Raw genomic sequence first — 15,113 nt, 5'->3', positions numbered from 1 at the left:
GGGGTGGATGAATTGGAGGATTGTTTATTTTGTAAAATAGTGAATGGAAGATTGCACCGAAGAAAAATAGTTGAGAGTGAAAATATTCTTGTATTTTTAGATAACGCAGGAGATGTCGATGGTCATATGATCGCTCTAGTCAAAAAACATCGGGTCAATTTAATTGATTGCGAGCAAGAACTATTTATCGAATTGATGAACGTCATTCGAGCGGTTTCTCTTCATTGTGTCGAAAATTGCGGTTTTGATGGCGTCAATTTGATCAAAGCAGAAGATGAGACAGTAGAAGAACATGTCTCTCACCTTCATTTCCATATTATTCCTAGAAAGAAACAAGATGGGGTGGATGCTTGGCCCTTATTTACCGGCGCGATGAATGATTTAGAGACTATGCACCAGCTTCTTGATATGAGACAAAGGACAGGAGAAAAATCCAGTGCATAAAAGAGAAGAATGTACGCTCTTAGATACGATTCATTCGGTTTTTAATAAAAAAAGATAAGGTAGCGAGTTGCTTAGAAAACTTGCTATCTTTTTTTGTTAGTACGACTCGGAATGTTCGTTCTTTGTTTTGACTTTTCCAAGCCTTTTTCTTCTTGATACTAATTTTATGAAAAATCAAGAAATAGTTGTTATACTAGGTAATGCTGACAAACGGGACTGGCATTTCATTTTGATTCAGCTTCTTTTCAAATCACTAGGAAGGAGGGATAGATTGTTCAAGACTTATTTTCGTTTCAATAAAATACAAGATAATCCTTTTCGTATCATGAACCTGATGCTACTTATCTTTATCGTATTATGGTTAGGTTACATAAATCATGACTTTTTGATTTCAAGTTTTTCATCATTAGGGATCTTTACTTTTTTCTATTATCAAAACATACCGATGAAATCTTTGCTGAAACGTATGTTTTTGATCGGTTGTGGACTTTTGTTTGCTTTCGTTCTAGGGATTTTGTCGACTTATGTTTTATGGCTTGAACCATTTGCTGTAGCTTTGGTTGCTTTTTCCAGCAGATTCGTGTTGCGATTATTCCATATCTCTAAACCAGGTGGCTTGTTTTTTGCGATGCTTTCTGCCATGGGAACGAGTATGCAGCTGCCAATCGCTCAATTACCAATCGTCTCGCTTTATTTTTTTATGGGTGTCGTTTTTGCCCTGATTGCGGCAGTGATTACAAAACTACTGGATTCACGGCCTGAGCAGACAATTGAAAAAGCGACTCTAAAAGAAAGGTTTCATGAAGAGCCTTTGGTGATCATTGATTCTGTTTTCTACAGTGCCGCCTTGTTTCTGTCCGTTTATGTTAGTCATGGCTTGAATCTGCATAATCCTTATTGGTTGACTTTGTCATGTGCATCGATTTTGCTTGCGGAAAATTTGGATGCGATGAAGCATCGACAAGTCCAATATCTGATTGGATCGATGGGTGGGTTATGTGTATCAGCAGTCTTGTCATTTGTGCCGTTCACGCAACTGCAGACGATTTTTCTGATTACGTTTCTTTACGGAATCGCACAATTTCTAGTTGCTAGAAATTACGCAGTTGCTAATATTTTTCTTAATCCCATGGCGTTGATGCTATCTACACTTATTCGCGGGGCCTATCTGATGTCTTTGATCGAATATCGTTTTTTAGGAATCATCATAGGAAGTTTCATCGGTTTAGGTGTTGCGTGGGTAATGACGGTTGGTTTGCAACATTATTTAACGGTTGTTCGACAAAAACTAGAATAGAAGGACAAATAGAAATATATATGCTAAAAAAGGTTGTGAAAAAGTCATTTTCACAACCTTTTTCTTAATACTCAAAACTGAGCGGCTTTTTCATAACCTCAATTAATCGAATGATACTTCAAAGCGGACAGAAGTAGGGAATTCCTCAATGATTTCGTTTAATATAGTTGGTTTCACGTTTTTTACATCTTTTCTGTGTTTCCAAACTGGTCGCACTTTTTCTTCTGATGCAACGATTTTATGTCTATCCGAGTGAGCTACACGTTTCAAAAGATAGACGAAATTGATTTGCTGATAGGTTTTATCTGTGTTTTCTTCAATTGAAAAGGTACTTTCAATAAGGGCAAGCAAACGGACGATTTCTGTTTCATAACCAGTTTCCTCCAGCATTTCGCGAACAACGGCTTGTCGACTTGTCTCAAAACGTTTGACCGCTCCGCCAGGCAACACTTGGATGCCCCGTTTATCGTTTTCCATGCTCAAAAGAATAGCATCTGTTTCCTCATTCCATAAAATTCCAGATACCCGTATATCAAATTGAAAATTCTCTTCTACCATACGCAAATCATTTGTTTCCATTCCAACGCCCACCAATCTTTTTCGCAAAAAATTTTTATATTTATTTTATCATAAATTTTTGTTTATGTTGGCGGATGGATAAACTTTTTTGAGATAATCAACGTTTTACTTGAAAGTCGTACAGATATTCTTGTTTTCTCCATAGTGAAGGTTCTACACGTCGCTTTTCCGTAAGAGACAAGTTACTTAGATCGAGTTCCCAGATGATTAGATTGTTATCATGATCATGGGTAGCAATCGCTACGTGTTCATCATCAATCACGGAGACAATAAATACACCACTAAGATCCATGTTTGTCGGGAGTTTTTTAGTAGTTTCTGCAGTCTCAAGATCAATAAAGTAGATCGTGCCGTTACTTGAAAAGTAAACAAGCTGATCTTTATAAATAAAACTTCCTTTTGAAAAACTGAATCCTATATCTTCCAGTATTATTTCTCGGTCTGTTTCTTTAAATGTATACGATGAATCTTTCAGCGAATAGCTAAATAATCCAGCTCGCCGATTATTAGCAAAATCAAAAGCCACTCCGTATAAGTGGTTTTCATGAACATTTAGCCGATAACCTATCAGATATTCACTCCCTTCTATATTGGGGAACGAACCAAGGTTCTCACTGATAAGCGTATCTTCAGAAAGATAGAGTCTATCAACAAATAATTTTCCTATTTCTTCGTCACGTAAAATATAGAGAGACTGCTCATCGTTTCCAGTCGAAAAAATATGCCCGTTGATAATCGTATAGTCATTATTAAAATAAAGATTGTTTTGATAAAGGATGTCATCGGTATCTGGATAGCCATGATTGAACAAAGTAATCAGCTTCCCGTCCAATATGACGCTGTCTATTCCTGTATGTTCTTTTGTTTGGCGCTTTTCCTTTTCGATTTTTCCTGAATGAGGTGTATAAACAAAGTCATGCGTTCGATCAGATAAAAAGACTTTTTGATCATGTTGTACGAAAGTGCCTAGTTCCAGTCCTTCTGTTTTTAAAATCACTTGATCCTTCTTTCCGATACCAACGAATCTGCCAGATGTTACAAACTTGTCCATTGTATTCGAAAAATAGAGATAATAATCATAATCACCTGAAAGATTTTTTCCTGAAGTAGAACATCCTGATAATAAAAGCAATCCAATAAAATAAAATAGATGTCTGATTTTCATTTCTACTCCTCGTTATCTAATTGTCTGATATGTTCGAGTCAAATTCGAGTCTCGGATATCTAACGGATAGACACCAGTACCTCCGTTTCTATCGATATCAATTCCTGCATTTAAGAGATAGGCGCTCCACACCAGTTTAGAACAATTTTTTGCACCAGTATGTGCTGTTTGCCGATTCGTAGCGAAATTATAAGAATAGCCATCAATACCTACTCTGGAATTTGCCCAATTAGCTGCCGCATTTCTTTTTGCTTGAGTAGTGGAAACAGATTGCATCACGGCATTTGGCTCTACATTTCTACCGACATAACTAATGTTTCTAACACCAGTTTCTGGAATAGATTCAACAATTCTGTTAAATGCATAATAAATACCTACATGACCATGTGGAATACCTAAAGTAGAAGAAGGAGTATAGAAAATATCGCCTTTATTAAGAGCAGTTCCTAGTTTCTTATTTCCTGAACTTCCGCCGCGTAATTGCCGCATTTCTTTCTCTGTATCTTCGATAGCGCTTTCTAATTCCGATAGAGATATTTCAATAACTTCTTCTCTACTAATATTCATAGTTCTTGCAGTCTCATCAATACTAACTAATAATTCCGATTGTGATAATCCTGGTTGTAATTCAAGCAATCGATCAATTTTACTTATTTCAGTAGCTTGAACACCATTACTCATAAAAAACATTCCTAATATTATTCCACCTATTACCGATTTTTTCATTCTCTAACACTCCTTTTATTTTTTATATTTCAACAATTACAGTGTATTCTAACTAGCAATCAAATGTAAGACACAAATCATTGCGCCATATATTCAATTCCTAAATTTTCCGTTATAGTTAATATGGGAGAGAATACTTAAATGAAAGGAGCGAGGGATGGAGATCCATCAATGGTTGCGTGAGAAGAGAAGGGAAAAAGGGTATACTCAAAAATGGGTGTCACTTCAGTTACATATTACAAGACAAGGTTTGTCCAATTGGGAAAATGGCCGGTCATATCCAAGTTATGAGATGCTCTATAAATTGATTTGTTTGTATGGATGCTCAGCTAAAGAGATTTCAGAACTGTTTACAAGAGAAAGAGAAACAAAGAACTAGGATACACCATTTCTTTTTTAAGATCCCAATCATTATAGACTCTTTTCAATTACAAATGTTTCTAATATAGTTGATATTGAAGGAAATGGATGCGGGTTAACAACGAGGAGGATGCTTGGATGGTATTTGCTCGATGGCTGACAAAAAAAAGAAAAGACCGAAGTTATACACAAGATTTCGTTGCACGACAATTAGGTATCACAAGACAAACGCTTTCCAAATGGGAAACAGGTCTATCGCGTCCCAGTTACGAGATGTTACAAAAAATTTTTCGTTTTTACGACTGTTCGCAAAAAGAAGTTGCTGAATTGTTTAAGACAATCGGAAACGAACAGATGTGAATGTGGGAAGAATAATTGGTAGATCATATGTAATAATAAAACTTATTTCCGAAGAAGCACATTTTGGAACACTATTCATTCGGAAAAAGGGATTGTGACACGACTTTTGCCATAGCCTCGTTTTAGCAGGTTGACTTTCTTTTTAACATTTGATACCATTCAAAATACAAATCGTAATTATTTCGATTTGTATTTTGAACATGACTATAATCAAAGAAGAAAGTGGGTCGTCTATATGGAAAAAACAGATATCTCAAGTGCATATCGTCGTTTGAAAAGCCCAAATATCAAAACACGAAAACGTGCGTTGAAAATCATCAAAGATGTGAAACGAAATAGTGGAAAAAGGTAAGAAGAAGGAAACTTAATAAAAAAATGAGGTTGTGACAGAAGTGGTCAGCTTCAAGAAATAAGAAGGAATTGACGAAAATTGCTTCTCAAATTTTTGTGTAATTTCGGCTTATTTCCGAAGAAGCTACTTCTGGAACACCGTTTATTCGGAAAAAGGAACTGCGACACGATTTTTGTCACAGTTCTATTTTCAATTATTTTTGTTTATTCCCACTCGAAAATAAAAAGATAGCGTATAGAATTATTTCGCTAATCTAAAGGTTTGCAACATATTATAATATGTTTAGAATACGATGGATTTTATAGAGTATTATCATTTTATTTACTTATTTCTACGTATTAATGTGTTAAAATTTTTTCTTGCTTATCTAGGACAGTTAAATCTAACGTATCTTTAGTAAAGTTTATAAACTTTTTGTCATGAGTCACAAAAACAACGGTAGCATGATGTTCGACATTAAATTTTTTTATGATGCGAAAGACTAATTCAGCATTTTTTTCATCAAGATTACCTGTAGGTTCATCTGCAAAAATATAAAAAGGTTTTTTTAAAATTAATCTAGCTAACGCAATACGCTGCTGTTCTCCGCCGCTTAATTCATAAATCTTTTTCTCTAAAACATTGGATAGACCTACTTCGAATAAACTGTTTAACATCATTTCTCTTTTCACTTTTTTATTCATTTTTTGGTTTTTTAATGCTATAAGTAGATTACTTTCGACACTTTCATCGTTTATTAAACCGAAATTTTGAAAGATATAGCCAATCTTATCTTTTTGTAGTAAATGAACTTCTTTAGCACTAGGATTTTCTATACCTTCAAATATGATTTTTCCACTATCAGGTTTTTCCAGCAAGCCTAACAAGTTTAATAAAGTTGTTTTGCCACTCCCGCTTTTTCCATAAATACATAAAAAGTCACCATCTTTAATCGTTAAGGAAAATTGTTCAAAAATTTTATTTTTTCCATATGAAATACCAATGTTTTTTATCTCTATCATCTCTAAACTCCTTTTTTTTCTATGCTTGGCTTGTTAATAGAAGTGCTTAAGTAATACATGGTTAATAAAGTGATAAGTAATTCTAAAATGCTCCAGCAAGTAATTATAAAAATAATATATTGGTTTCTATAAAGGATGAATAATACTGATACAAGAATGATATCTAATAAGATAATTGGCATGACTATTGGAGTAAAGAGTTTTATAAAAGAGTATCCAAAAAGTCTCTTAATATGCAAGCTATATCTATATTTTTCTACGATTAATTGGTAGGATGAAAAAACATTAAAAATTTGGATTACAGTTAAACAAATCAATAGAATGCTTATAGTGTAAATCAATGTTTTCTTTGTATTCAATTCTTCAGCTCGGAAATTGTAAATTGAAATAGTATTCTGGATGCTTGGTAAAGTATTTGTTTTGATAATGGTCGGTAATAAATAATTAAATCCATCCTTTTTTTCTGTTTGAACAAAAGAAGATGTCGTCAACCAGGCTGCGTAAAAACTAGCATCTAGATTTCCTGTATCTACTATAGAGATTGGGTCAACTATAGTAAAGTCTTTTTTATCAATGTGAGGATTATACGTAAAATATTTTTGATGACTTTTCACATATATGATGTTTATTTTTGCATTTATCGGTTCTGAAGACGCGCTCGTAGCTCGCCTCAAAAAAGAAAAATATTCCAGATATTGCGATTCAATTTCTTTTTCAAATTTATTCAAGAAGTCAGGCACTAATAGATTCAAATGGTTAGGTGAATAGATTATTTTATCTATAGGAGATTTTCCTTGAGTATCTATGATCGGGTTGTGCGCGAAATAGTTTTTATTGATAATGATCGATTTTCCAGCAGGAGAAGTCAATTGTTCAATATCACTATGAGTATTCATTTCATAGAGCGGTTTTCCATTTGATAGTTTTTCATAATTGGATGAGTTTATTAGGAATAATCCTTTTTTATTTGTTGCCTCGTTAAAAAATTTTTTCAAATTTTTCTCGTAAGGACGATATTCATCTGGATCATTCGTGATAAATCTTAATTGTGTGGCATAGATATTCTTTGTTTTCTCCCAATAGACATTTTGATTTTGGTGCTGAACCAATACCTGTTGCTCTTTTAATAATGAAGTACCTAAAATAATAATGGTTGTTGCAACTGCTAATTTACAGAATAGATTAAAGGCTATCCCAAAACTGCTGTAATTGTTGCCTTTTAAATTATTGGGATGATTCGAGCGATAAATGAGTTTAATAGATAGATAAATACAGATAGAATACAGCGTAATTAGTAAAAGAGTGGTCAATAATGATAAAGAGAAAAAGGAAATTATAAATGGCATTCCTTTATAACGGATAAAAAAGTATGGGACAACAATAAGGCTGACGGTAGATAAACTCAATAAAAGTACACGTATGATAGGAATTGTAAAAGAACTTAAAGTATCTTGGATACTCCAGCCAAATAGTTTAAATAGAGTGATTTTTTTAGTTTGTTTAATAAGAAATTGGATCAATATTGCTAAATTAACCACCAATAATAGAAACCATACTAAAATCAATAAATATTTGTCGAAAAACTCTTTGCGGACATTTAGGTTGTAACTATCATTGTTATCGGTTTGTATAGTTCCTAGTTTATTGATATCTCTGAGAAACGCGTGGATCTGTTTTTGAGTGTTTCCCTGAATATAATAGACGCCTGAAATCCCTGTTTCAGGAATGTCGGCGAACTTTTTTAGCTCTAGGTCAATTTTTGAATTTGTCCAAACGAAATCTTTTCTAGATTTTAAAGTATCTGTACTGCTTTCATTTGGATTCCCTAGAGTAGTAAATCCATTCTTCATTGTTTGATTTGTATATATTTTTAAATCGGAGTCACTAGAAAATATATATTTAAAGATTTCAATTTGATTGTTGTTTGCTGTTTCAATAATAAAATCAGCTTGTTGCTGAGGTTCTCTTAACATTGAATTAGATTCGACTAGAATAGTAATCTTTTCTTTATCTTTATAAAGTAATTTATTTAACTCTAATTGGTCAATAACTGAAAGGAAAATAAAAACAGTTAATATTAATTGGGCAATTATTCCTATGTAAACATATTTTTTCATAATATCTCCTTTGATAATTACTTAAACAGATAGCTTCATACTGTGATTTTTTGTGTTTTAATTAACGAAAGTTATAATATGCTTTATTTCCACCAAAAAGAGTCCAGCCAACACTTGCGTTACTCCATTGATATGGCGCTTTCCAACCACCACTATTAAACGTTCCGTTTCCGTTCTCGCATGAGGCATGGCCCTCTTTTGTATAGTGTTGGTATTCAGAAATATTACGGTTGCCATTCTGACCTCTACGCCACCAGCCACCACCAACGGCACTTGAAGCATATCTTGATGAACTATCGTTTTTATTATCTTTTGTTTCAATTACAGTAGTATATGCATCTACATTTTCTTGCCCACCAGAGTATAAAGAGTCCTGTGTAGCATTAGCAATAGGTACTACTATTCCAATGGCTGTTCCGGAAATTAATAAAGTACTAATAATTATTTTTTTCATTTATTTCTCCTTTTAGTATAAAGCTATCTCAATTAAAGATAGCGCTTACAAAAGTAGTTGTCAATAGTAAAAATAAAATGTCAAGCAATTAGCTCAGAATATTTTTTCTATCGGAAAATGTTTGTATTGATTAAGGTAATAATACTAGAGTTATCGAATATATTTTTATTATGGTTTACCTTGTTTAAAATTATTATTGTTATTTAGTATTAACTATAAAAGTTTCGTTTTTTATTATTTGAGAACACATATTGAATCATGTCCAGAACTGTTAAATATTTAGCAAGAAATATTTGGTAAGAAACAAAGAATACTAAAGGAGCGGACATATAAAAAACGCTTATGAAGTACTATTGAAGGAATTTACATGTTTTGTCAAAAGTAAATCAATTAAAATTACGTATAAAGTAATTGATGAAATCTTTTAAAAACTTTGTAACTGTGATAAAAGTGTGATAATGAAAAAACAAACAGCCAACAAACATTGACATATCAAAATTTGTTGGCTATTTTTGATTATTCCCACTCGATAGGCCTATTAGGAAGTTAAAAAATTTAACACTGATTTGTTGGAATTTTTAACTGTATGTTTAGTGTTTTGTTTCATTTTTTTGCGCTTTGAGTTAGCGCTCATAAGCTTAGTATTCAAGATGATGGCGACGATATTTTTAGAGGGCTTTTTCGATGAAAAAAGATAAAAAGAATTACAGTAATTCAAACAGAAATAAGGTAAAAGTGAGCTTAGAATCAGGTATATTGCTTTGGATTTACTGAGTGCCCAGAAAATAGCAGAATTTGAAATTTTAGCACTTAAAAAGTGTTTAAACTTTTTAAATAGAGATGTAAAAATTACGTTACTTTTTAGCAATGAGGAAATAAAATGTAAAAAAATATAAAGAATTCGCCTACTATTGTATATTTGTAAGCCAATCATTTCTTATTGGTAAGGCGCTCAAAATAATCTTTATACTTTTTGGAAAAGTGATTTAAATCTAACGATTCACAAATGTCGAAAAAGCGGTTTATTTTTTGTTTCCCTGTTGTGGAATCCCCTGTCATAACTAAGAGTAGCCCTTCTAAATATACAGCCATGGCACGACCATAAAAATCTCTTGTATCAAGAGATTTTTGATACTCAATCAAATATTTTTTTGCTTTAGAAAATTGGGAGGCATCAATACATAGTAAAGTGGAATTAATAAGTATCTTATTATAAGGGGAATTGAATCCTTTTGATTTTGAATAAAGAGTCCTTTTTTTAAGTATTCTGTTGACTATAACTGTCACAGTTTCCAATGGCAGTATATCCATTATCGATATAAAAATTTTTATCTCTTCGCTTGTCCATAAATCCATGGTCATCAACTTATTTACAATAGGCATATTCTCATTGGGTTCAGGAATATTTCCTCTCAAGCGCGTTATACAAAGTTGTACTATATATTGTAAATCATTTTTGTTAGAGGATGTTTCTAAAATAGTATTAATTTTTTGGAGCTCTTCGATATTTCCTGAATGATAAAGATCGGACAATCTATACCACCAAAAATCGCTGGAAGATTCTTTGTAATTTAGGTGTATAAACATAAATTCATCAAAACTGATGTTCAATCGTTGTAAAATTTCTAGAAATACTGAAATAGTAGGTTCACTTATATTTCTTTCAATGCGGCTATAGTAGCTCATAGTAACTATACCTTTACAAACTTCTTTTTGTGTTAACCCTTTTTCAACTCTTATTTTTCTTATGGTTAATCCTAGATCCATGATAACCTCCTATAAAAATTAATTATTTGTGAATTTTTTTCCAACTAATTAAATTATGTTTAATTGGTTTTTCAAGGTTATTTTTTTGTAATATTGATCTCCGAGCTTCTTACCATATCTATAACAGATAAACATAATGATTTTAAACCATATTTTTGAAGTAGTAAATTAATAAATATAAGATTTTGATAAAAATGACTTATAATACTTCTTTTAAACGATTGTCTTAAAAAAATGATATTGTATATAAATGAACATGTGAAAACAAGGAGAAATAAAGGAGGGAATTATGAGAAAATCAAAAAAATCATTCGCCGCAATGATTCTATTATTTGGGAATCTTTTACCAACCGTACAGACTATGGCAGATGTAGTAGATGAACCAGAAACCAAACAGGGACAATTACAAACTGAGACATAGAAGAAAAGAGCTATTTGCCATGCTTGATTTGATAAAAATATGACATAAAAGTTTGAGTGAAATAAAGAATAGATGATTACTTTAATACCTATAGAGTTACTAAAGAAGGAGATTTAAATGAAGAAAAAGATTTTTGGTGTTTTATCGTTAGCTATCTTATTAAATTCCCTTGTTTTAATGCCTTTGATAGAAGTATGGGCTGAAGAACAAAAAGAGACAGTAGAACAATATAACAATGAGGATTTAAAATCTATAGAAAAGACAACGGATTCTTTATCTGATCCAAGTAATTCGATTGATTCTTCAGAGAACAATAAGGAGTCAACAAACGGGACGAGCGAAAGGACCTTAGAGGTATCTGACTCGAGCGACTTTGAAGAAAGAATTCAACCTAATGCTACAGCATCATCGGAAGTAGATGCCTCGAATAGTGTTAGGATAGCAGAAGAAGACCTTTCATCGTGGTTACCTGATCCAATATTACAATCGGTTGTCGCCAATTCTCTTGGTATATCAGTCTCAGAAATCACAAAAGAAAAAATCAGTCATTTAGAAACGCTATATATATACTCTAGTGATGCTAATATTGCAGATTTGACTGGATTAGAATATGCTACAAATCTTTCTTCTTTTTTCATGAGCGGAACGAATAAGATTACTGATTTTACTGTTTTAACCACTTGTGAGAATTTAGTTTATGTTTATTTGATGGGGGCAAATGTAACTGATGATAACGTACCTAACTTTGGAGATAACATAACGAGATTAAATCTTACTGATGCAAGTGTGACAGATGCTGTATATTCAAAGATTGTTAACATGAGAGGATTAGAATCGTTAAGCTTTGAGTCTAATATGAATATTACAACTATTGCTCCATTAGCTGCTCTCCCCAATTTAAGAGAATTGAGGATTCAAACTTGTGGTGTTTCTGACTTTACTGTAATTAATGAGTTTCCTAAATTAGAAAGTTTAGCAGCTTACGGCCAGAATGTAGGAAGAAAAGATGAGCCAACTTCGATATTAGCTAAAGACTTAACGTATGATCAGGAAAATCAATCTTTTTTTGTACCATTTTCACTAATGCCCAATCGATTAACAAATTTTGATGGGTATCAGCCTCCTTTTACAACATCTAATAGTACTAGTCAGACGTACTTTGATTTGAATGGTGTGCAGGTACCTTCCTCAAGACTAGCTATTACTGAAGATGGAATTACTGTATCTGGGGTTACTCAAAGTGAATTTGAAAGTATTGAAACAATGGAGTATAACGCACGATTTAATAATCCTGCTGGATCCTATGCACAACCAGATGGTTATAGTTTTTACGCCATTTCTTCAGGAACCTATTTGCACCAATTCTTGATCAATCATCAAGAAGCCGCTGCAGATATCATAGTGAGTTATATTGATACTGAAGGGAATGAATTGAAACCTTCTCAAAACATTAGCGGTAATATTGGTGAATCTTTTGATGCAACAACGCCAGAGTATAAGTTAGAAATAGACGGGTATACTCTAAAAGAAGTTCAAGGTGATGCGACGGGCACCTTCAGCGAAGATACCCAAGAAGTAGTGTATGTATATGAGCGCAGCGATGCGGCACCAGTGACGGTGAGGTATCAGGATTCCCAAGGAAATCAATTATCAGAACCAAAAATCTTAAGTGGAAAAATCGGGTTACCATATGAGAGTGAAGCAAAAGAAATTACCGGCTGGTATGTGATCGAAACGCCAAGTAATGCATCAGGATTCTTTAGTGAAGAAGTACAAGAAGTAGTGTATACTTACGCTTCTCAACTGGAAAATGAAGAAAAGAATAATCTCGAAACAGATGTGTCAGAAAAAAATGATGAGAACGAATCAGAAAATAATTATCAAGATAAAGAGAACAAACAAAGTGGAGAGACAACAGATAGAGAAAACAGTTCTGATGGGAAGTTACCAAATACAGGAGAAAAAAAATCAAGTCAAAGAGTAATGATTGGAATTGGCTTATTATTTGTCCTGTTTACCTTAGTAGTGATTGGAGAGCGGAAAAAGAGTAAACGAGAATAAGCTATAGTATTTTTTTAGGAAAAGAGGGTGTTCAGAAAATGAAAATTTTCTGGGCACTCTTTTTTGCAAGCATAATTTGAACAAGTGGCTATCTTTTGTGTCTACAAACTCGTCAAAAAATCTAAGTTCTGTTAAAAATTTGGTTTTTTATTTATAAAAGTAAGGAGAGGTTTAATAACTACTAATTTCTTATGAGATAAGCTGAAATTTTCCAAAAATTCAAGAAATAATCTTCGGGAACTACTTTCTTGAAGCTAATTAAAAATAGAATAGAGATATACAAGAACATTACTATTTTTAGAGTATGTAGTTTTTAGCCTATCGTTTTTATGTAATAAACACATACTGAATTTTTAGGAAGTGTTTGATGGAGAAAGAAAAAAGAACCGCGAATCCCTTAATTATCAAAGGATTCACGGTTTCTTTTATTATTCCCACTCCACTGTTGCTGGTGGTTTAGAAGTGATGTCATACACGATACGGTTGACATGTGCTACTTCGTTTACGATACGTACAGAGATTTTTTGCAAGACTTCCCATGGGATACGGGCAAAGTCAGCTGTCATTCCGTCGATTGAAGTCACCGCACGGATACCGACTGTGTAGTCGTAAGTACGTCCGTCACCCATAACACCGACAGAGCGGATTCCTGGAAGAACAGTGAAATATTGCCAGATATCACGGTCAAGTCCAGCAGCTGCGATTTCTTCACGCAAGATAGCATCAGATTCGCGTACGATTTCTAGCTTGTCTTCAGTGATTTCGCCAAGAACACGAATACCAAGACCAGGACCAGGGAATGGCTGACGCCAAACGATTGAATCAGGCATGCCTAATTGAGTACCTAATTCACGGACTTCGTCTTTGAATAATGTGTTTAATGGTTCGATCAATTCAAATTGCATATCTTCTGGCAGTCCACCTACATTATGGTGAGATTTGATCGTTTGTGCTGTTTCTGTACCAGATTCGATAACGTCAGTATACAACGTTCCTTGTGCTAGGAAAGAGACGCCTTCTTCACCAGCAAGTTTTGTTGCTTCGTCATCAAAAACATATACGAATTCATTCCCAATGATTTTACGTTTTTGTTCTGGGTCAGATACACCTTTCAACTTGTCTAAGAAGCGATCTCTTGCATCGACTTTGATGATGTTCAAGCCGAATTTTCCGCCTAGACTTTCCATTACTTGTTCCGCTTCGCCTTTGCGTAGCAGACCATGGTCAACAAAGATAGATGTCAATTGGTCACCAATCGCTTTTTGTAAAAGAACCCCAACGACACTAGAATCAACGCCCCCTGAAAGACCAAGCAAGACTTTTTTGTCACCAACTTGTTCACGGATTTTTTCTACTTGCATATCGATAAAGTTATCCATTGTCCAGTTACCTTCACAGTGACAAACATCAAAGGCAAAGTGGCGCAGCAATTCGATTCCGTATTCGGAATGACGTACTTCTGCATGGAATTGGATACCGTAAAAATTACGTGTTGTGTCTTGGATAGAAGCAATCGGACAATCTTTGCTTGTTCCGACTGTTTCAAAGCCTTCAGGAACTTTAGTTACCAAGTCGCCATGGCTCATCCATACTGTTTGTTGTTTTGGTGTTTCTTTAAACAAGACAGCTTGATCGCTTGTTACTTCTAACAAGGCTTTCCCATATTCGCGATTTTTAGCAGGCTCTACGGAACCGCCAAGTTTGTACGTGATCAATTGCATACCATAGCAAATCCCTAATACAGGAATACCTAAATTGAAGATCTCAGGATCGATCCCAAATGCATTCTCATCATACACACTGTTTGGTCCGCCAGAAAGAATGATTCCCTTTGGATTCATCGCTTTTACTTCTTCTGCAGTAATGCGGTGGCTCAATAATTCGGAAAAGACTCCAAGATCACGAATACGTCTTGTGATTAATTGGTTATACTGACTACCGTAGTCTAATACGATAATCTTTTCAACGTTCGTCATATCGGCAACGTTTGTCAAATTTATTACCCCTAT

The 15,113-nt window shown here is 33.7% G+C and carries 15 protein-coding genes; 7 read left to right on the top strand and 8 right to left on the bottom strand.

Annotated features, from left to right (window positions below):
* Positions 1-12: 12 nt before the first annotated feature.
* Entirely contained in the window at positions 13-444 is a 432-nt protein-coding gene (locus tag A5816_RS10815) for an HIT domain-containing protein (RefSeq protein WP_002336611.1), read from the top strand.
* A gap of 271 nt (positions 445-715) precedes the next feature.
* The gene (locus A5816_RS10810; protein WP_002341113.1) at positions 716-1,741 is read left to right on the top strand and encodes an FUSC family protein; all 1,026 of its coding nucleotides are present in this window, start codon (positions 716-718) and stop codon (positions 1,739-1,741) included.
* Between the two features lie 102 nt (positions 1,742-1,843).
* On the opposite strand, the gene A5816_RS10805 is transcribed toward A5816_RS10810, so the two are convergent.
* The 3 genes from A5816_RS10805 to A5816_RS10795 form a co-directional block, all read right to left on the bottom strand.
* Positions 1,844-2,320, bottom strand: a complete 477-nt coding sequence (locus A5816_RS10805) for an NUDIX domain-containing protein (protein WP_086311317.1) — start codon at positions 2,318-2,320, stop codon at positions 1,844-1,846.
* A 97-nt stretch (positions 2,321-2,417) separates the two neighbouring features.
* Positions 2,418-3,485: a hypothetical protein gene (locus A5816_RS10800; RefSeq protein WP_086311316.1), complete on the bottom strand. Its 1,068-nt coding sequence runs from the start codon at positions 3,483-3,485 to the stop codon at positions 2,418-2,420.
* A gap of 12 nt (positions 3,486-3,497) precedes the next feature.
* Positions 3,498-4,211 (bottom strand): hypothetical protein, encoded by a 714-nt coding sequence (locus tag A5816_RS10795; RefSeq protein WP_086311315.1) that lies wholly within the window; start codon positions 4,209-4,211, stop codon positions 3,498-3,500.
* A 157-nt stretch (positions 4,212-4,368) separates the two neighbouring features.
* On the opposite strand from A5816_RS10795, the gene A5816_RS10790 reads away from it, so the two are divergent.
* The 3 genes from A5816_RS10790 (at position 4,369) to A5816_RS10780 (ending at position 5,283) form a co-directional block, all read left to right on the top strand.
* Positions 4,369-4,590, top strand: a complete 222-nt coding sequence (locus A5816_RS10790) for a helix-turn-helix domain-containing protein (protein ID WP_002309857.1) — start codon at positions 4,369-4,371, stop codon at positions 4,588-4,590.
* Positions 4,591-4,679: 89 nt separating this feature from the next.
* Positions 4,680-4,931, top strand: a complete 252-nt coding sequence (locus A5816_RS10785; RefSeq protein WP_086311314.1) for a helix-turn-helix domain-containing protein — start codon at positions 4,680-4,682, stop codon at positions 4,929-4,931.
* A gap of 235 nt (positions 4,932-5,166) precedes the next feature.
* A complete protein-coding gene (locus A5816_RS10780) occupies positions 5,167-5,283 on the top strand; it encodes a putative metal homeostasis protein (protein WP_002288644.1) in 117 nt (38 codons plus the stop codon).
* Between the two features lie 338 nt (positions 5,284-5,621).
* Here A5816_RS10780 and A5816_RS10770 read toward each other — a convergent pair whose 3' ends face one another.
* From A5816_RS10770 to A5816_RS10755, 4 genes are all read right to left on the bottom strand, one after another.
* On the bottom strand, positions 5,622-6,284 hold the full coding sequence (locus A5816_RS10770; RefSeq protein WP_086311313.1) for an ATP-binding cassette domain-containing protein: 663 nt from the start codon (positions 6,282-6,284) through the stop codon (positions 5,622-5,624).
* 2 nt (positions 6,285-6,286) lie between these two features.
* Positions 6,287-8,401, bottom strand: coding sequence for an ABC transporter permease (locus tag A5816_RS10765; RefSeq protein ID WP_086311312.1), 2,115 nt, complete (start codon positions 8,399-8,401; stop codon positions 6,287-6,289).
* A gap of 61 nt (positions 8,402-8,462) precedes the next feature.
* Positions 8,463-8,855, bottom strand: a complete 393-nt coding sequence (locus A5816_RS10760) for a bacteriocin (RefSeq protein WP_002309853.1) — start codon at positions 8,853-8,855, stop codon at positions 8,463-8,465.
* Between the two features lie 930 nt (positions 8,856-9,785).
* A complete protein-coding gene (locus A5816_RS10755; protein ID WP_086311311.1) occupies positions 9,786-10,622 on the bottom strand; it encodes a helix-turn-helix domain-containing protein in 837 nt (278 codons plus the stop codon).
* A gap of 289 nt (positions 10,623-10,911) precedes the next feature.
* Here A5816_RS10755 and A5816_RS16560 point away from each other — a divergent pair, with 289 nt between their 5' ends.
* Together A5816_RS16560 and A5816_RS10750 are read left to right on the top strand one after the other, a co-directional pair.
* A complete protein-coding gene (locus A5816_RS16560; protein ID WP_256926088.1) occupies positions 10,912-11,043 on the top strand; it encodes a hypothetical protein in 132 nt (43 codons plus the stop codon).
* Between the two features lie 117 nt (positions 11,044-11,160).
* Complete coding sequence (locus A5816_RS10750) at positions 11,161-13,104, top strand: MucBP domain-containing protein (RefSeq protein WP_256926087.1); 1,944 nt, start codon at positions 11,161-11,163, stop codon at positions 13,102-13,104.
* Between the two features lie 428 nt (positions 13,105-13,532).
* Here A5816_RS10750 and guaA read toward each other — a convergent pair whose 3' ends face one another.
* Positions 13,533-15,098 (bottom strand): glutamine-hydrolyzing GMP synthase, encoded by a 1,566-nt coding sequence (gene guaA, locus A5816_RS10745; RefSeq protein ID WP_002298578.1) that lies wholly within the window; start codon positions 15,096-15,098, stop codon positions 13,533-13,535.
* Positions 15,099-15,113: the final 15 nt, after the last annotated feature.

Origin of the sequence: Enterococcus sp. 3G1_DIV0629 (assembly GCF_002141285.1) — a bacterium.
Taxonomy (GTDB): Bacteria; Bacillota; Bacilli; order Lactobacillales; family Enterococcaceae; genus Enterococcus_B; species Enterococcus_B lactis.
Note: the sequence above shows the minus strand (reverse complement) of the source record. Positions and strands in the feature narration are given on the sequence as shown.